The sequence below is a fragment of the Knoellia sp. p5-6-4 genome (genome assembly GCF_029222705.1).
Lineage (GTDB): Bacteria > Actinomycetota > Actinomycetes > Actinomycetales > Dermatophilaceae > Pedococcus_A.
Genome location: NZ_JARGZF010000002.1, coordinates 909,425 through 926,693 on the forward strand (window position 1 = coordinate 909,425; position 17,269 = coordinate 926,693).

Genomic DNA, 17,269 nt, shown 5'->3' on the forward strand with positions numbered 1-17,269 from the left:
CCCTGAGCCCGCCCGGCACACCACAGTGACCCTCGGGTTCGCTTCCGCTACTGGGGCACCTCGAGCAGGCCCACGCTGGTCGTCCGCAAGGTGGCGTCCGACAGCGGCATCAGGGAGATGAGCTCGCCGCGGGAGTCCTCGCCCCCGGCGACGACGCCCGCGCGCACGTGGCCCCTGCCCGACAGGCGGTGCACCCACACCGTCGTGGCCCCCGCTAGGTCGACGGTGGCCGCGGAGTCGGCCCGCACGGTCAGGCGACGCGAGGTCGCCCTGCCCGACGCATCGGTGGTCACCACCTCGACGCCGGCCCCGGCCCCCGTGCTGGTCAGGGCGAGGGAGAGGTCGAGCGATTTGCCCGCCAGGGTGTGGGCGGGCAGGGGCGCGCCGGCCACGCCGCGGATCGGTGGGGTGGACGTCGTCCAGGCGAAGTCACCCACCGTGGTGGGCCCGCCCCGGCGCTGCACACCCACCCCGGCGACGACGGGCACGTCGGCCCGCACCTGCACGCCGTAGGTGCCCGGCGGCAGCCCCCTCAGGCTGATGTTGCGCACTGCGCCGCCCGGCACCCGCACGACGCCGTCCCGGGGCAGCGCCCGCGGGCCGGAGGGGGTCAACGCACGGGCCTGCACGACAGCCTCCCCGTCGCCCGGCACGGCCACGCGCAGCGCCGCGTAACCGTCGACGGCGACAGCGGGCACGACCTGCTCACGCGAGGGTGCTGCGGCCGCGACCGCGTCGTCGCTGCCTGCGGCGACCGAGCCGTCGAGCCAGCGGTCGTTGAGCACCGCGTGCACCACACCGCCCTGGGCCACGACGTGCACGACGGGCGACGCCTCGGCCCCGGAGATCGAGTCGAGCAGCACGACCGTCCGCCCCCGCGACGGGACGACGACGCCCTTCCCGACGGGCGACTCGACCGCGCCCTCGGCGCCGTGGAGGGTGAGGTCCACCGTGACCGGGTTCTCCCCCGGGTTGGTCAGCACGAGTCGCTCCTGGCGGCCGGCCGCACCGGCCCCGGCGACGAGCCAGGCGTCCGCGCTCGGCTGGCCGCACGGGGTCATGCCGAGGCTGCGGTTGTCGCCGTCGGGCACCAGCCACGACTGGGTGGCCGCCAGGCCCGGGGCCATCGACTGCTGCCCGCGCACCATGACCGGGGCCGCCTCCGACAGTGGCGTGGTCGCCACCAGGCCTCGAGCCGTCGTCCTCGCGCGGACCGAGCCGCCGTCGAGGCCCGTGAGCACGAAGGCACCCTCCTCCTTCGGCAGCGCCAGGCCGGTGAGCACGCGCACCGGCGCGGCGGAGGCTGCGACCGTCACGTCGACCGGGAGGTCGCCGAGACCGGCAAGGCCCTTCATCTCGGGGCCGGAGCAGACCAGCGCCGCGCTGCGCACGGTGCTCATCCCGCCGTCGGTGCTGGTGTCGGCGTTGCCGGACGGCCCCAGGGCCACCGCACCCGGAGCCTGCATGGCGGCATACACGAGTCCGGCACCGGCACCGGCAGCGAGCACGGTGCGGGCGATGCCCTTGACAGAGACGGTCACGAGCGGCTCCTGGTGCGACGGCCGCCGACGGGCAGCGCCACGAACGCCACGGCGACGAGGAGTCCGAGCTGCGCCCACCGCCACAGCGGATGGGTGGGAAGGACCTCGACGACGAGCCGGCCCGGCTCGGCGGGCAGCGCGTAGGTGGGCTGGGCGGCCCCGGGGTCAGCCCGCAGCACCTCGCCGTCGTAGGTGACCCGCGCGTGCTCGGCCCACTCGGCCGGCACGGCGACCACCAGGGTCGCGCCGCGCCCCGGCGACAGCGACGTGGCGGTGCGCCCGTGATCGCCGGTGACCTCCACCTCGCGGCTCACACCCTTGGCGTCGACGAGCCGGGCGCGGGAGGGAGCGAGGGTGCCCTCGGCCGCCCGATCGGGCAGCACCCGCCAGAACATCACGCCGCGGTGCTCGCCGAGCCTGGACAGGCCGGCAGTGGCGTCGAGCGCGCGGATGGTGGGGTCGGTGTCCTCGGCGCGCAGGCCGACGAAGCCGACGGCGTGGTCGGACAGCGCTGCGGCAGGCTCGGGCGAGTCGGGCGAACCGCCCTGCTCGAAGAGGCGGCCGACCGCCTGCGCCAAGCCGGTGCGGTCGGGCAGCTGGGTCGCGGTCAGCGGCAGGTCGCGGGTCACGCCCGAGACCTCCCGGCCGAGCAGCCGGTAGCGCACCTGGCCGTCGACGGGCTCGAGCAGCAGCATCCTGTTGGACAGGGTGCCCTCGGCCTGGTCGATGGCAACGGCGGGCCGCGGGTCGTCCCAGGCGGAGAGCTCGGTGCCGACGGCCTTCCACGCCGTCCAGCCGGTGCTGGCCAGCACCGCCACGACCACCGCGGCGCCCACCGGCCAGCGGGCCACGGCCGGCCAGCCACCGGACGAGCGCCGCACCGGCAGGCGGTCGGCCCCCAGCAGCGCCGCCGCCAGGAGTGCCAGCACGTAGACGAGCAGACCGGTGCCGGGCCAGGCCAGGATCGGCTCACCGGCTGCCTCGAGGCCCTCCGGGACGGTGCCGAGCTGCAGGCGCGGCGCCGCGAGCCCGAACGCCAGCCCGACGAGGGCGAGCAGGGCGAGGAAGGTGGCGGCCGCCGACCGCGGGCCGCAGCGCAGCAGGCCCACCAGTCCGGCCAGCACGAGCGGGGCGGTGAACAGCACCGGGTGCGAGCCCGGCCCCCCGGGGTGGGCCAACGCGATCTCCCACGGCTGGGCGCTGGCCGCGCCCCACAGGGCGAGGCCGGGACCGGAGAGCAGTCGGTACGGTGCCTCGACCAGCGCAAGGAGCCAGGGCCCCATCAGCGCCGGTGGCAGCACCAGCAGCACGAGCCCGCGCACCCGGGGCCCGGTGCCGCGGCCCAGGGCGACGAGCACCAGGGACGCGGCGGCGAGCAGGACGAGCATGGCCGGGACGAACGCGGCCAGGACGGCTGCGGCCAGGGCTGTGGCCGCCGTGGCCGTGGCGCTGCTGCGGCGGCGGGCGGCGAGCGCGAAGCCCGCGGCGACCGCGGGCAGCAGGATCGCGGCGACGACGCCGCCGAGCCGGCCGGCGCCGACGGCGGTGGCGACCACGGCGGTGCTCGACCATGCCAGGGCGGCGAGCGCGCGCGGCCACGGCGAGCGGGTGACCACCCGCGCCGACAGGTATGCCGTGAGCGTGGCGAGCGGGAAGGCCAGGCCCACCAGCGCGGCCACCGTCGCGCCCACAGGTGAGGCGGCCGGCGTGGACCACGGCAGGTGCTCCCCGAGCCAGGCCAGTGCGGCGACGACCGCGAGGTAGGGGCCCTGCTCCCCGGCAAAGCCCGAGGCGGCTCCGTGCCAGCCGTCGAGCCAGGCGTGCCAGAGGGTGCGCGAGTCGGCCCGCACCCCGACGAGCTCGCCACCGGCCAGTCCGCCCTCGAGCCGGCCGGCGAAGCCGCCCGGCAGGTGCCGGCCGGCGAAGAGCGTGACGACGGAGGCCACCGCCACCGCGAGGACTCCCGGGTTGCGCAGGACGCGGGAGACCCACGACGCGGAGAGGACGTGCAGGTCCATCGCCTCGTCCGAGACGGGCCCGCTCTCGAGGGCTTCGACCGGAGTGTGGGCACGCTGCGCGGGACCGCGCTCGAGCACGACCTGGTCGTGCACCAGGTCCGCGGTGTGGCGCATCGCCGCAGCAGGGCGGATGAACAGGCCGGCGAGGTCGCGGCGCCGCAGGGTGCGGGTGCCGCGCGAGCGCCACCGCGCGCCCAGGCTGCGCCACGGGTCGAGCAGCGCGCCGAAGTCGGACAGCTCCCGCCAGGCGGCCCGCGGCTGCTTGGCCACCAGGAGCACCAGGCCCCCGAGCACGGCGCTCGCCGCGACCCACAGGGCGAGGAACGGCGCGGCCGCCAGGGAGCACCGGGTGAGCGCGACGCGGCGGGCTGCCCGGCGACGTGATGCGACGCCCTCGCCGCAGCGCGGTCGCGTGCGCACGACCGCTCGCGGGACGACGACTACGCGGTGACCAGCCTGGTGGGCCCGCCAGGAGAGGTCGAGGTCGGCGCCGAAGTCGCCGAAGGCCGGCTCGTGGCCGCCCAGTTCGTCGAGGAGGTCGCGTTCGAGCAGCATGCCCTCGAACGGCACGGCCAACGCGTCGGTGCGCCGGTCGTACTGGCCCTGGTCGGGCTCCCCCGGCCACGGCGAGGGAATGATGCGCCCCGCTCGGGTGAGCTGGATGCCCACCGACTCCAGGCTGCGCGGGTCGTCCCAGCGGACCAGCTTCGGCCCGGCGGCGCCGACGGAGGGCGAGCGGCGCACGGCGTCGAGGAGGCGGGCCAGCGCCATCGGGTCGGGGGCAGCGCCGTCCGTGAGCAGCCAGAGGTGCTCGGCCTGCTCGGCCTGCTCGGCCTGCTCGGCCTGCTCGGCAGGCTCGGCAGGCTCGGCCGTGTCGGCGGGCTCGCCCTGCTCGGCCGGCTGGGCCGGCTGGGCCGGCTGGGCCGACTGCGCGGAACCCGGCGAGGCTGGGGAGCCGGAGGGGCCCGCGTGCTCGTAGGAGTCGGAGGGGGTCGCGAGCGCGGCGCGGACGGCGGACCCGAGGGAGGTGCCGGGTGCCACCGTGGTGAAGCGGATCTCGGCCACGGCGTCGTGGAGGGCCGCGTGCCCCCGGACCGTCTCGACGGCCTCGCCGTGGGCCCCGTCGTCGACCACCAGCAGCCGCTCCGGCGTGCGGGTCTGGCGGGCAAGGGAGTCGAGGACCTCGCCGACCCAGGGGCCGGGGTTGCGGAGCACCAGCACCGCGGTCACCGTGGCGGTGGCTGCGGCAGCTCCGTCGCGGGCGTGGGCGTGCGCTGGGGCGAGCGTCATGCGTTCTGCGTCAGGTGCGGTGTCGCCGGGGGGCGACTAGACCGCACGCTTCTTCAGCTTGCGGCGCTCCCGCTCGGAGAGCCCGCCCCAGATGCCGAAGCGCTCGTCGTTGGCGAGGGCGTACTCGAGGCACTCGGCCCGGACCTCGCAGCCGACGCAGACCTTCTTGGCCTCGCGGGTGCTGCCGCCCTTCTCGGGGAAGAACGCCTCCGGGTCGGTCTGAGCGCACAGAGAGCGCTCCTGCCAAGACAGCTCTGCCTCGTCAGCTGAGCTGACGGAGACCAGTTGAAGTTCGTGCACGGTTCCCTCCTCGACCCGGTGGTTGCCCCGCTGTGCGTGATCGAGACAACGATGGAATTACACGCGTGTCATACGTGTTTCGTCAAGCGGAAGTCTGATATTCGCCCCGTACGGCCGACCCTGATCCTCGACCGGCCGGATGCGGGTCCACCACCGCGCCCTGACACACTGGCCGCCATGCGCATCACGGCACTCGCAGGCGGCGTCGGGGGGGCCCGTTTCCTCCGCGGCCTGCGCGCCCACCTCGACCGGACACCCGAGCTGGCGGACAGCACGACCACCGTCATCGGCAACACCGGCGACGACATCACCCTCTTCGGCCTGCGCGTCTGTCCCGACCTCGACACCATCCTCTACACGCTCGGCGGGGGCGTGCACGAGGGGCAGGGCTGGGGGCGCGCGGACGAGACGTTCAGCGTGCAGGGCGAGCTGGCGGCATACGGCGCCCTGCCGCAGTGGTTCCACCTCGGCGACCAGGACTTCGGCACCCACATCGCCCGCTCCCAGTGGCTCGGCCAGGGCCTGACGCTGTCGGAGGTGACCGCGCGGCTCGCCGAGCGGTGGGGGCTGCCGCAGCAGGGGGTCACCCTGCTGCCGATGACCGACTCCCCCGTCGAGACGCACGTCGTCGTCGACGAGGGCGACGGCCCGCAGGCAGTGCACTTCCAGGAGTGGTGGGTGCGGATGCAGGCCGCGGTGCCGGCGAGCCGGTTCGTGGCCGTCGGCATGGACCGGGCCACCGCCGCGCCCGGCGTGCTCGATGCGATCCGGCAGGCCGACGTCGTGCTGCTGCCCCCGAGCAACCCCGTCGTGTCGATCGGCATCATCCTCGGCGTGCCGGGCGTGCGCGACGCGCTGCGCGGCACCAGCGCGCCCGTGGTCGGCGTCTCGCCGCTGATCTCCGGCGCACCCGTGCGCGGGCACGCCGACGCCTGCCTGAACGCGATCGGGCTCGAGTCCACGACCACCGCCGTGACAGGGCTCTACGCCGACTTCCTCGACGGCTGGCTCGTCGCACCCGACGACGCCGCAGCCTTCGCCGGCCAGCGGTTCACCGTGCGCGGCCGCCCGCTGCTCATGACCGACGTCGGCGCCGCCGCCGACATCGCCGGCGCCGCGCTCGACCTCGCCCTCGAGCTGCGGCAGCCCTGACCGTGCCGCTCACCCTCACCGCCCTGCCCGGTATGCCGGAGGTGCCGGCGGGCGCCGACCTCGCCGCGCTGCTCCTGGCCGCCGTGGGTGCCGCGGGCGAGCGCCTCGCCGACGGCGACGTGCTCGTGGTCTCGAGCAAGGTCGTCTCCAAGGCCCTCGGGCTGTGGGGTGAGCCGGGTATGGGCCGGGAGGCCGTCATCGCCGGGCAGACCCGGCGCGTGGTGGCCGAGCGGCGCTCGGGTGAGCGGGTGACCCGCATCGTGCACGCAGAGGCAGGGCCGGTCATGGCGGCGGCCGGGGTGGACGCCTCGAACACCGGGGCGGGCGACCGCCTCCTGCTGCTGCCCGACGACCCCGACGCCGAGGCACGCCGGCTGCGCGCCGACCTGGTGGCGCGCTCCGGGTGCCGGCGCCTGGGCCTGGTGCTCAGTGACACCGCCGGGCGTCCGTGGCGCGCCGGCCAGGTCGACTTCGCGCTCGGTGCCGCCGGCCTCGCCGTGCTCGACGACCTGCGTGGCGGGGTCGACGCCGACGGCCGCGCCCTCTCGGTGACCGCGCGCGCCCTGGCAGACGAGCTGGCCGCCGCGGCCGACCTGGTCAAGGGCAAGGCCGACGGGGTGCCCGCCGCGCTGGTCCGCGGTGCCGGCCACTGGGTGGCCGAGACCGACGGCGATGGCGCCGCGGTCCTGGTGCGCACCGGTCGCGAGGACTGGTTCGACTACGGCCGCGCCGAGGCCGTGCGCGCGAGCCTGGGGGTCGAGCCGGGCACGCCCGCGGCGGCCCACTGCGGCATACCCGCGGTGCACCCCGAGCCGGTGGCCGACCGGGTCAGCCGCGCCGTGCGGGTCGCGCTGCACGACCTGCCCGACGTCGGGGTCGATGTCGGGAGCAGCGACGTGCGCGTCTCGGCCGGCGAGCCGTTCACCCTCGGGCGTGCGGTGGCCCGGCTCGAGGTGGCGCTGTGGGGCGAGGGCCTGAGCGCGGAGCTGACGTCGCCGCCCGACGTCGTCGAGGCCGTGCTCGCGATCACCGAACGCTGAACATCGCTGCCTCGCCACGGCACTCAGCAGAGGGCGCTGCCGCTGAGCAAGGTTGCTACATACCCCTACGGCAGCAACCTGAGCTAGCAGAAGTTGCTGCAGGACAAGCCGGTCAGCGGGGGCGGGTCGGCAGGTGGCGGCGCGGCGCCATCCTCGGCCCACGCCGGGGCCGCACCGCGCCGTCGAGCTCGAGGAGCCGCTGCACGCGGTAGCGGTGCCCGGCATACGGCTCGAGCAGCTCGGCGCAGGCGTCGTCGTCGAGCGCCTCGCCGGTCAGCGCCCAGGTGATGTTCTTGGCCACGTGGTAGTCGCCGAAGCTGACGGAGTCGGGGTCGCCGAGCGCGCGCTGGGCCACCTCGGCAGCGGTCCAGACGCCGATGCCCGGGATCGACCGCAGCCGCCGGTGCGCCTCCTCCAGACCCAGCGACGCGGCCTCCTCGAGGCGTCCGGCGCGCTGGGCGGCGCGCACCGCCGTGCCGGAGCGGGCGCCGTCGACGCTGGCCCGCAGCCACTCCCACGACGGGATGGCCGCCCAGGCCCTGGCGTCCGGCGCGACCCACAGCCCGCGGGCCGCCCCGGGCCCGGGCGCGCGCTGGCCGTACCTGCGCACCAGCACGCGCTGGGCCGAGAAGGCCTCCTGCCCAGTCACCTTCTGCTCGATGACCGCGGGCACCAGCGCGTGCATCACCAGGCCCGACCGCGGCACGTGCCACCCGGCATACTGCGCCCTGGCCCGCGCCACCTGCGGGTGGTGCGCGACGAAACCGTCGGCGTCGTCACCGTCGCCGAGCAGCGCCGGCACCTGGTCGAGCACCCACTGCGCACCGGGCCCCCACGCGCGGGCCACCACCTCGTCGTCCGTGGGCCGGGCCTGCAGGCGCAGCGTGGCGGGGCCGAGCGTGGTCGGGAGCCCGAGCCACCACCCCTGACCCTGGTCGGTCTCGAACGTCGGGTCGCCGCTGCCCCGGCGGAAGACCGTCAGGATCGCCCCCAGCGAGACCGGCCGCCTGGGCCGCCACACCCGCTCCACCCCGGGCGCGGGGTCGGGCGCAGGGTCCGGTGCAGGTGTGCGGGCCGGCGGACGGGACGGGGACACACGGACAGTCTGACCCGTTGCACCGGCGAGGCCGCACATCGGCCCTGCGTAGACTGCGCGCGAACTCCAGTACCCCCGAACGCGAGGATCCCGTGAGCAACAAGAAGGCGAGCCAGGACCGCAAGGCGCGACTGGCGGAGGTCCAGAAGGCACAGCAGGCGAAGGAGAAGAGGGTCGTCGTCGGCATCGTCGTCGGCATCCTCGTCCTCCTCGGCGGCCTGGGCGCCGTGGTGACGTACGCGATCAACGACGCCAAGAGCCAGCAGCTGCCCAACCTCGGCGTGAGCGCGTCGGCCGCCTCCTGCGACCCCGTCGCCTCGGACTCGGGCGAGGGCCAGGGCGAGCACATCGGCCCGGGCACCCCCAAGGCCGACCAGCTCACCGCCGAGTACACCACCGTTCCGCCGTCGAGCGGACCCCACTTCGCCGCCCCGGCGGTCAGCGAGCGGAAGTTCTACACCGCCGCGGACCGCCCGCCGCTCGAGACCCTCGTGCACAACCTCGAGCACGGCTACACGGTGCTCTGGTACGACGGCGAGAAGGCCAAGGGCAAGGAGCAGCTGCTGCGCGACATCGCCGAGCAGGGCAACAAGCAGCCCGAGGCGCAGGACAAGTTCCTCGTCGTCGAGTGGGACAGCTCGCGCGGGGCGTTCCCGGCCGACAAGCCCTACGCCCTCGCGCACTGGGCCAAGGACACCGGCAAGCGCCAGATGTGCGGCGACCTCTCCGGCGCGGTGGTCGTCGACTTCATCAAGAAGTACCCCGCCAGCGACACCCAGGAGCCGGGCGCGGCCTGACCCCGCCTCTCGGCACCACGACCACGGCGCCGGTCACCCGAGGGGTGGCCGGCGCCGTGGTCGTCTCGAAGGGCTGTCGCCGTGTCGCGACGCTGTCGCCGCCTACCGGCGGCGGAAGGTCAGCAGGATGAAGGTGTAGTCGAGGCCGAGCCGGGCCCAGCGCACGGGCCGCTCGCGGTGGGCCAGCGCCTCGTCGGTGAGCTCGCCGACGAGCTCGAGACCGACGCGGTCGGCGGCCGCCACCAGCTCGCGGACCTGCGCCGGGTCGAAGATCCGCACCGGTGTGCCGTATGCCGTGAGGCCGGCGGTGTCGGGCGGGTTCTGGTCGTAGTCGGTGGAGACGCACAGCACCCCTCCGGGCCGCAGCACCCGGGCGGTCTCGGCGAGGAACGGCTCGACCGGCACCCCGTGCTCGATCACCGACATGCAGGTCACGGCGTCGAGCGCGCTGTCGCCGAGGCCGGTGGCGGTGACGTCGCCATAGCGGAACTCCACCCCGTCGCGGAGGGTGGGCTCACCGAACTCGAGGTTGATGCCGAGCAGCGAGCCGGGCTCGGAGCCGAGGCCGTAGAGCCGCAGCCACGGCAGGACCGGCGAGTACCGGGCGCTCCCGGCGTCCATGACGCGCGCGGTGCGCGACCCGTCGTCGGCCAGGGCCAGCACGGCAGCGACGGCCCCGAGGGCGTCCCAGTTCTTCGGCCGGTCACGGTGCAGCGGGAGCCGGAGGTGACGCGCCTCGGCGACGGCCTTCTCCCACTCCGCGCGGGTGCGCAGCACCCCGGTCGGTGGCACGGAGGTCGGCACTGGGCGCGACTCCCCGTCGCGCTCCTGCAGGCGCCGCTCGACCCGTCGCTGGACGGCGACGCGGCCCCACAGCAGGCGCTCGGCGCCCCGCTTGGCCACGCCGAGGAGACGGCCACCGGGCGGGGCTGCGACCTGGGCCTCGGACTGGTTGTCGGGAGTGGTCATGGGAGGAACCTATCCGCCTGCGGGGTTGTGGCCTGACGCCGTGGACGCGTCGGGCACCTCTTCGTCGAGCTCGAGCAGCACGCCCTCCGCGACCCGCTCGCGCCGCGAGGTGACCAGGTGGTGCGAACGGGCCCACAGCCAGCCGGCCGCCGCGAAGACGATGTCGCTGAGCACGGTGAGGAACCGCGACAGCACCACCACAGCGGTGGCCGCCGAGGTCGAGGTCACCGGGGCGAGCAGGAGCACCAGCAGGCCCTCGCGCGCACCGACCCCAGCAGGGAGCACGAATGTGAACATGGCCATCGACGAGGACAGCACGAAGCCGCAGATCGACACCAGGGCCAGCCGCTGGGGGGACACGACCGCCTCGTCGACACCGCGGACCAGCACCCAGGCGTGGGCCCCCGAGGCCAGCCAGGCGCCGATGAAGCAGGTCGCCGAGAGCAGGACGGCACGACCCGACAGGCTGTGCTCGAGCGGCTCGCGGCGCATGAGGCGCAGCCCCAGCGCGATCCCCCAGTTCAGCAGGCGGGGCCAGAGCAGCACGGCGAACAGCGGGAGCGCGAGCACGAAGGCCAACACGACCGCCTCGGTGTCGTCGCGCCCGAAGAGCAGCGGCAGGGCGGGCAGGCCCACGGCCAGGCCGCAGATGACCGCGATGCCGAGGGTGATGAGGCCGACGACCGCCGAGCGGCGCCGCGGGATGTGCAGCCGTGCTCCCATCTCGGCCTGGGCCACGATGCTCCACACGGATCCGGGCACGTACTTGCCGAGCTGGCCGACGAAGAAGATGCCACCGGCGGGCGCGAGGTGGAGCGGGGAACCGAGGTCTGCGAGCAGGGTCCGCCAGCCGAGCATGGTGAGGATCGGGGCCAGTGCGACCAGCCCCGCCGCCAGCAGCAGCGAACCCGCGTCGATCTTGCGCAGGTCGGCGGAGACCTCGGTCCAGTTGCGGGCCACGGCGACGGCCACGGCGACGGTCACCAGCACCGCCAGGGTGATGCGCAGCGTGTTGAGCACCCGGTGGCGCGGCACCGCTGCCATCAGCGCCTCCGGAGCGTGAGCCGCAGCAGGCCGTAGGCCGCGTCGGCCGAGGTCGAGGCGCTCGCGGCACGGCGCATCCGCTCGGTGATGTCGCGGTCGAGGTCGCCGACCAGCACGAAGCCGAGGTCGTGCGCGCGCGCCAGGACCCCGCGCACGTCGGCAGGGCCTAGGGCGCCCTCGGCCCCGGACGGTCCGATGGGCAGGGTGAGCAGGAGCAGGCCACCGGAGCGCAGTGCCCACGACGCCTGGCTCATGGCCTCGTCGACGTCGTCGGCGTCGCAACCGCCGGGGTGCAGTCTGGCGATGACGTCGAGCGAGGCGGTGTCGACGTCGAGCACCTCGACGGAGGACCGCCCACCGGTCAGGTCGAGCTCGACGGGCGCGAAGCCGATGGCGCGGACCCACCTCGACAGGGGTGAGCGGCTGCCGGACTCGTCGACGATGACGGCGCTGCGCCGGCCGTCGTCGCGGACCCGGACGATCGCGGCCAGGGCGCCGAGCGCGGCCCAGGCGGCGATGCCGTCGCTGCAGCGGGGCAGGCCGGCCCGACGCGCGACGTCGCGTGCGTCGTCGGCGTCCTGGGCGTCGGCGAGCACGTCCGTGGCCCGGATCCACTCCGGGAGGTCGGAGGCCTGCAGCGACAGGGCGGGCCGCCGGGCGGCCAGGGCGCGCCGCGCGCGGTCGACCGCCCGGGCCGGCAGCGAGGCGAGCGGCGGCCGTGGCGCCTGGGGCGCCACCTCCTCCGCGACGTCCTCCGCCGCCCCCTCCGAGGAGGCGAGCGCCTCGAGGGTGCCGACGTATGTCGCCCACGGCCCGGAGAGGTCGGGGGCGTCGACCGCGGACCGCAACTGGGCGGCATACGAGGGATCGGCGAGGCGCTCGAGCGCCGCCACGAGCGAGTCCTCGTCGTCCGGGGGCACGAGCAGGCCGTCGACCCCGTCGCGCACCTGGTTCCCGAAGGTGCCCACGTCGGAGGCGAGCACGGGCAGGCCGTGGCTCAGGCCGAGCAGGACGTTCTGCGAGGCCGTGGCCGTGCGGTAGGTGAGCGCCAGCACGTCGTGGCTGGCGAGCAGGGGGGCCAGCCGGTCGGCCGGCACGTAGCCGCTGTGCACCTCGACGCGGTCGCGCAGGCGCGGGTCCTGGGCCAGCGCCTTGACGCGCTCACCGGCCTCGCCCCACATCTCGCCGGCCACCGTCAGGGTGGGGCCGGGCACCCGCGCCAGGGCGCGCATGAGCAGGTCGACGCCCTTGTACTCGCGGACGATGCCGAGCGCGAGCAGGCGCGTGGGCCCCTCGTAGGCGGGGCGTTCGGCGGGCGCGCCGCCGGGCAGGTGAGGAGGCAGCTCGGCGAGCGACACCCGTGCCGCGCCGAGGTCGTGCGCCAGGCGGGCCTGCTCGGCCGAGTGCACCAGCACGGCGTCGACCCGCTCGAAGAGCCGGCGCACCAGGGCCCGGTCGCCCGGGTGGGTCTCGTGCGGCAGGACGTTGTGGGCGATCACGACCGAACGGGGTGCGTCGGCGCTGCGGCTGCCGACCCCGGCCGCTCGCAGCATCGCGAGGTGGGCGGGCACGACCGCCGGGATGACGTGCACGACGACGACGGCGTCGAACCCGCGCAGCCGACGGCCGGTGCGCACCCAGGTGTCCGGCCGCGCCCAGCTCAGCGCGCGCACGGTGCGCGGGAACGGCGGCACGTCGGGCGCACCGCCCGGCACGGCCTGCTCACCCGGGTAGAGCCGGCTCGGGTAGAGGTGCGACCACGACACCAGCGTGACGTCGTGACCCGCCTCGGCCAGCTCGTGCGCCAGCGTCGTCGTGTGGGCGGCAACGCCCCCCTTGTAGGGGTGGGCCGGCCCGACGACGGCGACCCGCAGGGCCGCCGCGCTCACACGCCCTCGCGGGATCTGACGACGAGGTCGGCCAGCAGGGCAAGGGTGCCGATCATGATGCCGCTGATCACCAGCAGGACGGTGCTCGCCGGGAAGTAGAACGGGTGCCGGACCATGTCGACGACGCCCTTGACGACGCCGATCACGAACAGCCACAGGGCCGGCGGCATGAGCACCTTGAGCGGGTCGAAGTACATCACCATGCGCAGGACCTGGAGGATGTAGCGGTAGGCGTCGCGCGCGAAGTGGAACTTCGACTCCCCCGCGCGCTTGGCGTAGGACGTCGGCACGTACTTGATGTCGTGCTGGTTCTGCAGGAACGCCAAGGTGATCGTCGTGACGCAGGAGAACCCGGGCGGCAGCAGCCGCAGGTAGGGCAGCGACACCTCGCGGCGGAACGCCCGCAGGCCCGAGTTGAGGTCGGGGATCGTCTGGTTGCTCAGGCGCTCGGCGATCTTGCGGATCAGCCACTTCGCCGGCACCCGGGCCCACTTGTGGGTGCCCTCCTCGGTGGTCCGCGCGCCGACGACCTGGTCGTAGGACTCGTCGTCGCGCAGGATCCGCACCAGCTCGGGGATCCGCTCGTTCTCGTAGGTCATGTCGGCATCGGTCCACACGACGATCTCGCCATAGGCCTGCTGGGTGCCGATGCGTCGGGCCGTGCCGCTGCCACCGTTGCGCCGGAAGGGCATCACGCGGATGTTGGCGTAGCGCTGGGCCGCGTCGTTCAGCACCTCGAGGGTGTTGTCGGTCGACGCGTCGTCGATGCAGAGCAGCTCGTAGGTGAACTCGCTCGCGTTCATCGCCGCGGTGATGCGGTCGATCTCGCGCAGCACGTGCTCACCCTCGTTGAAGCAGGGCAGCACGATCGTGACGTAGGGCCGCGGCTGCGCCCCGTCCGTCTCCTGCGGTGCGGCCTGGGTGGCCGGCGGCATCTCGTGCGCGGGCGCCCGGAGCGCGTCCTCGTATGCCGGCTGGCCGGCCGGCGCTGCCGGGGCACCGAGGCCGGCGTCGACGGGAAGCGGCTCGGTGGGCGGGGACGCTGCCGGAGCGGGCGCCGAGGGGGTGTCGGTGGCGGTGTGCTCGTTCATCGTGCTCAGGAGCCTACCCGGCACGCGGGGCGCCCTGATTAACGCCGAGCCGGGCCCGTGTGGAACGGTGGGACCCGTGGACACCAACGCGGTGCTTGACCTGATGAAAGACGTCGCGGCCGAGGTCATCACGCCGCGCTTCCGCTCCCTCGCCTCGGGCGAGGTCATGGAGAAGAACCCGGGCGACCTGGTCACCGTGGCGGACCAGGAGTCCGAGGTGCTGCTGACGCGGGCCCTCAACGCGGCCTACCCCGACGCCTTCGTCCTGGGCGAGGAGGTGTCCTCCGTCGACCCGACCGTCCTCGAGCGCTACCTCGCCGCCGACCACGCCTTCACCGTCGACCCGGTGGACGGCACCAAGAACTTCGTGCACGGCTCGCTCGACCACGCCGTGATGGTCTCGGAGACCCGCGCCGGCGAGACGGTGCGGGCGTGGATCTGGCAGCCCGAGCACGAGGTGGCCTGGGTCGCCGAGAGGGGCGCCGGCGTCTGGCGCAACGGCGAGCGCGTCGTCCGCAAGCCGGTGGCCGACGCCGACGAGCCCCGCGGATGCACGTCGATGTGGCCCCTGCGCGGCCACTCCTTCGGGCCCATGCCCCCGCTCGTCGGGTCGTGGGTCTGCTGCGGGGTCGACTACCCCAAGCTCATCGAGGGCGCCGTCGACTACGTGCTCTACGGCCGCAACAGCCCCTGGGACCACTCCCCCGGCTCGCTGATGGTGCACGAGGCCGGCGGCTGGGTCGGGCACCCGGACGGCACGGTCTACGGCCCGCGCAGCCGGGTCTCCGGCATCATCGTCGCCGCCGACAGGGCGACGTTCGCCCACGTGCGCCGGCACGCGGGCGAGGCCATCGCCCGCCGCTGAGCCGCGGGGCCGCCGGCCGCTGAGCCGCAAGGTCAGCGGGCCGGGCCGAGCCACACCTGCAGCGGCAGGGTGACGAGGTGGTCGGGCCGGCGCTCGAGCAGCCGGGGGTCCTCCAGCACCGTCGTGTCGAGCACCTGCTCGACCTCCCCCGACGAGAGGGATCGGACGGCTTCGTCGGAGTCGGCGCCGAGCAGCACCAGGCGCATCCCCCGGTCCTCGACGGCCCGACTCACCCGGGTGACGGCGTCGGCGAGCGCCTCCGGGTCCTTGCGCAGCGTGCCGGTGGTCGACAGGGCCGACACCCCGCACTGGCCGCGCAGCACCTGGGGCCACTCGTTCGCGGCACGCGAGTCGACCATGAGGGCCACGTCCCCGGGGCGGAACGAGCGGCACACCTGCTCGACTGCGGCCAGCTCCCCCTTCTCGACGCGCTCCGTGGCGTGCGGCCAGGTGGCGAGCGCTGTGGGCACGAGCAGGGCGAGCACCGCCAGGGCGCTCGTCGCGACCAGCACCGGGGCCGGCATGCGCCGCGCCGACCAGCGGGTGCACACCGCCGCTGCGGCCACGACCAGGAGGATCACCGTCGGCAGGGCGATGACGAGCCGGCGGTCGGCCCACGGGTGGTCGGGGGTGATGCCCGGGCGGTACCACGTCAGCACCGAGGAGCCGAGACCCACGAGGAGCGGCCCCACCCACGGCTGGAGGTCGCGTCCGGCCGTCCACGCGCGCAGCGCCCGGCGGACCAGTGCCACCGCGGCAACCAGGGCGATCACCAGCGCGACGGGCCCGACCCACCACGACATCCAGACCAGCGACTGCTCGGCGTAGGTGCGTCCGCCGTCGACGGGCAAACCCTGGCGGAGCTGCAGCCCCGCGACCACCCGCGAGCCGGGGTCGGCGGCGGACTGGCGCACGGTCTGCCACAGCGGCCGGCTGGCCAGGACGAGCGCCACGAGCACGACGGCCGCGGCACCCGCCCGGGGCAGCCAGAGCGCGGCGGCCGCGGGGAGCCGGCGGTGCCGCCCCGCCCGGAGCAGGGCGGCACAGACGACCACCACGGCGACACCGAGGGCGACCAGGGGCAGCAGCGAGCCTGCGATGCTCCTGAGGTACTCGCTCGAGGTCAGCCAGGTCAGCCCGAAGGCAGCCGCCGCAGAGCCACCGGCTGCCAGCAGGAGCGGCCGGGCGTGGGGCTGGCGCTGCGCCGCGGCGAGCGCGGCCACCGGCACGAGGAGCACGACCTCCCTCAGGCTGTCGACCCTGACGAGCACCCCGGCCCCGACCAGTCCCCCGGCCACGGCTGCCGCCCCGCGGGCGACCGCCACCTCCCGCGCGCGCGCCGCCCGGGACGCCTGCACGAGCGCCGCCATCGCCGCCATGAGGACCACCACCGCCAGCGGCTCGCTGTAGGTCGACCGGTTCACGTGCAGGAGCGGGAAGCACAGCGCCAGCCCGAGCGCCGCCAGGGGCGACCAGCGCGGCCCGACGGTCAGGGCCGCGAGCAGGCCGAAGGCGAGGACGCCGAGCCCCCCGAGCACGGCGGGGGCCCAGAAGGCTGCGCCCGCGCCGCCCAGCCACCACGCGAGCGAGTACCACGCGGACGGCCCGACGGGGAACTGTGGCTGGATGGCGGGGTCGTCGGGTGTGCCGACCTGGTAGAAGGCCGGGCTGTCGAGCGTGATGCCGTCGATGCGCAGCACGTCCGGTCCGCCGACCGACTCGGGCGAGAGCTCGATCGGCCGCTCGTGCCCGCGCGCCAGCTCGAGCGAGGACTGCAGGTAGCTGCCGGAGTCACGGCGGGGCAGGACCTGCTCGGAGTGGGTGAGCCCGGCCCACAGGGTGGCGCCCAGCGCCACGACCGCCAGGGCGAGCGCCACCCAGACCGGCATGGGGCGCGATGGGACGAGTGCGGCGACCCGGACGGCGACGGCGGCGAGCACGAGCAGGACGACCGCCGCGACGAGCGGCTGCCACAGGCCGGCCAGGGCGAGCAGCCCGCAGGCGGCGGCGCCGAGGAGCACCCAGACGGCTGTGGTGACGACCACCCGCCCGACCAGCCAACCGGCGAACGCCTCTCCCCGCAGGAGCGGCAGGTCGGTGGGCTCGGTGGCCATCGGGTAGCTGCGGGGCGCGCGGCTGCTCACGGGCGGCCACGCTATCGCTCCTAGGCTGGGGGC

Annotated in this window: 13 protein-coding genes; 4 read left to right on the forward strand and 9 right to left on the reverse strand. The window is 75.3% G+C overall.

Translation table 11 applies throughout. The annotated features are described in order from the left end of the window. Positions 1–47 precede the first annotated feature (47 nt). The 3 genes from P2F65_RS15775 to P2F65_RS15785 are packed head-to-tail and all read right to left on the reverse strand — an operon-like array spanning position 48 to position 5,149. Positions 48–1,541, reverse strand: coding sequence for a DUF5719 family protein (locus P2F65_RS15775; RefSeq protein WP_275809817.1), 1,494 nt, complete (start codon positions 1,539–1,541; stop codon positions 48–50). Next, positions 1,538–4,849 carry a glycosyltransferase family 2 protein gene (locus tag P2F65_RS15780; RefSeq protein WP_275809819.1) on the reverse strand — a complete coding sequence of 1,104 codons (3,312 nt, stop codon included), beginning with the start codon at positions 4,847–4,849 and terminating at the stop codon, positions 1,538–1,540. The genes P2F65_RS15775 and P2F65_RS15780 overlap by 4 nt, the downstream gene beginning before the upstream one ends. 36 nt (positions 4,850–4,885) lie before the next feature. Beyond that, positions 4,886–5,149, reverse strand: coding sequence for a WhiB family transcriptional regulator (locus P2F65_RS15785; protein WP_275809821.1), 264 nt, complete (start codon positions 5,147–5,149; stop codon positions 4,886–4,888). 177 nt (positions 5,150–5,326) lie between these two features. On the opposite strand from P2F65_RS15785, the gene cofD reads away from it, so the two are divergent. Together cofD and P2F65_RS15795 are read left to right on the forward strand one after the other, a co-directional pair. After that, positions 5,327–6,301 (forward strand): 2-phospho-L-lactate transferase, encoded by a 975-nt coding sequence (cofD, locus tag P2F65_RS15790; RefSeq protein WP_275809823.1) that lies wholly within the window; start codon positions 5,327–5,329, stop codon positions 6,299–6,301. 2 nt (positions 6,302–6,303) lie between these two features. After that, positions 6,304–7,341, forward strand: a complete 1,038-nt coding sequence (locus P2F65_RS15795; protein ID WP_275809825.1) for a coenzyme F420-0:L-glutamate ligase — start codon at positions 6,304–6,306, stop codon at positions 7,339–7,341. Positions 7,342–7,453: 112 nt separating this feature from the next. On the opposite strand, the gene P2F65_RS15800 is transcribed toward P2F65_RS15795, so the two are convergent. Then, complete coding sequence (locus P2F65_RS15800) at positions 7,454–8,437, reverse strand: DNA-3-methyladenine glycosylase 2 family protein (protein ID WP_275809827.1); 984 nt, start codon at positions 8,435–8,437, stop codon at positions 7,454–7,456. A 92-nt stretch (positions 8,438–8,529) separates the two neighbouring features. On the opposite strand from P2F65_RS15800, the gene P2F65_RS15805 reads away from it, so the two are divergent. Continuing rightward, positions 8,530–9,234 (forward strand): DUF3105 domain-containing protein, encoded by a 705-nt coding sequence (locus P2F65_RS15805; RefSeq protein WP_275809830.1) that lies wholly within the window; start codon positions 8,530–8,532, stop codon positions 9,232–9,234. Positions 9,235–9,336: 102 nt separating this feature from the next. Here the strand turns inward: P2F65_RS15805 and P2F65_RS15810 are convergent, their stop codons facing one another. Genes P2F65_RS15810 through P2F65_RS15825 form a run of 4 tightly spaced genes read right to left on the reverse strand, consistent with a single transcriptional unit; the run spans position 9,337 to position 14,227 of the window. After that, the gene (locus tag P2F65_RS15810) at positions 9,337–10,203 is read right to left on the reverse strand and encodes a methyltransferase domain-containing protein (RefSeq protein ID WP_275809832.1); all 867 of its coding nucleotides are present in this window, start codon (positions 10,201–10,203) and stop codon (positions 9,337–9,339) included. 9 nt (positions 10,204–10,212) lie between these two features. Next, complete coding sequence (locus P2F65_RS15815) at positions 10,213–11,247, reverse strand: lysylphosphatidylglycerol synthase domain-containing protein (protein ID WP_275809835.1); 1,035 nt, start codon at positions 11,245–11,247, stop codon at positions 10,213–10,215. Then, positions 11,247–13,136 carry a glycosyltransferase family 4 protein gene (locus P2F65_RS15820; protein WP_275809838.1) on the reverse strand — a complete coding sequence of 630 codons (1,890 nt, stop codon included), beginning with the start codon at positions 13,134–13,136 and terminating at the stop codon, positions 11,247–11,249. Before P2F65_RS15820 ends, P2F65_RS15815 begins: the two co-directional genes overlap by 1 nt. Then, on the reverse strand, positions 13,133–14,227 hold the full coding sequence (locus P2F65_RS15825; RefSeq protein ID WP_275809841.1) for a glycosyltransferase family 2 protein: 1,095 nt from the start codon (positions 14,225–14,227) through the stop codon (positions 13,133–13,135). The genes P2F65_RS15820 and P2F65_RS15825 overlap by 4 nt, the downstream gene beginning before the upstream one ends. Positions 14,228–14,303: 76 nt before the next feature. Here P2F65_RS15825 and P2F65_RS15830 point away from each other — a divergent pair, with 76 nt between their 5' ends. After that, on the forward strand, positions 14,304–15,092 hold the full coding sequence (locus P2F65_RS15830; RefSeq protein WP_275809844.1) for an inositol monophosphatase family protein: 789 nt from the start codon (positions 14,304–14,306) through the stop codon (positions 15,090–15,092). Between the two features lie 32 nt (positions 15,093–15,124). Here the strand turns inward: P2F65_RS15830 and P2F65_RS15835 are convergent, their stop codons facing one another. Beyond that, positions 15,125–17,236 (reverse strand): hypothetical protein, encoded by a 2,112-nt coding sequence (locus P2F65_RS15835; RefSeq protein WP_275809847.1) that lies wholly within the window; start codon positions 17,234–17,236, stop codon positions 15,125–15,127. Positions 17,237–17,269 lie beyond the last annotated feature (33 nt).

Excerpts from the sequence above, each read along its gene's own strand:
- P2F65_RS15825 (WP_275809841.1), bottom strand. The coding sequence starts at position 14,227 with ATGAACGAGCACACCGCCACCGACACCCCCTCGGCGCCCGCTCCGGCA.
- P2F65_RS15780 (WP_275809819.1), bottom strand. The coding sequence starts at position 4,849 with ATGACGCTCGCCCCAGCGCACGCCCACGCCCGCGACGGAGCTGCCGCA.
- cofD (WP_275809823.1), top strand. The coding sequence starts at position 5,327 with ATGCGCATCACGGCACTCGCAGGCGGCGTCGGGGGGGCCCGTTTCCTC.
- P2F65_RS15815 (WP_275809835.1), bottom strand. The coding sequence starts at position 11,247 with ATGGCAGCGGTGCCGCGCCACCGGGTGCTCAACACGCTGCGCATCACC.
- P2F65_RS15810 (WP_275809832.1), bottom strand. The coding sequence starts at position 10,203 with ATGACCACTCCCGACAACCAGTCCGAGGCCCAGGTCGCAGCCCCGCCC.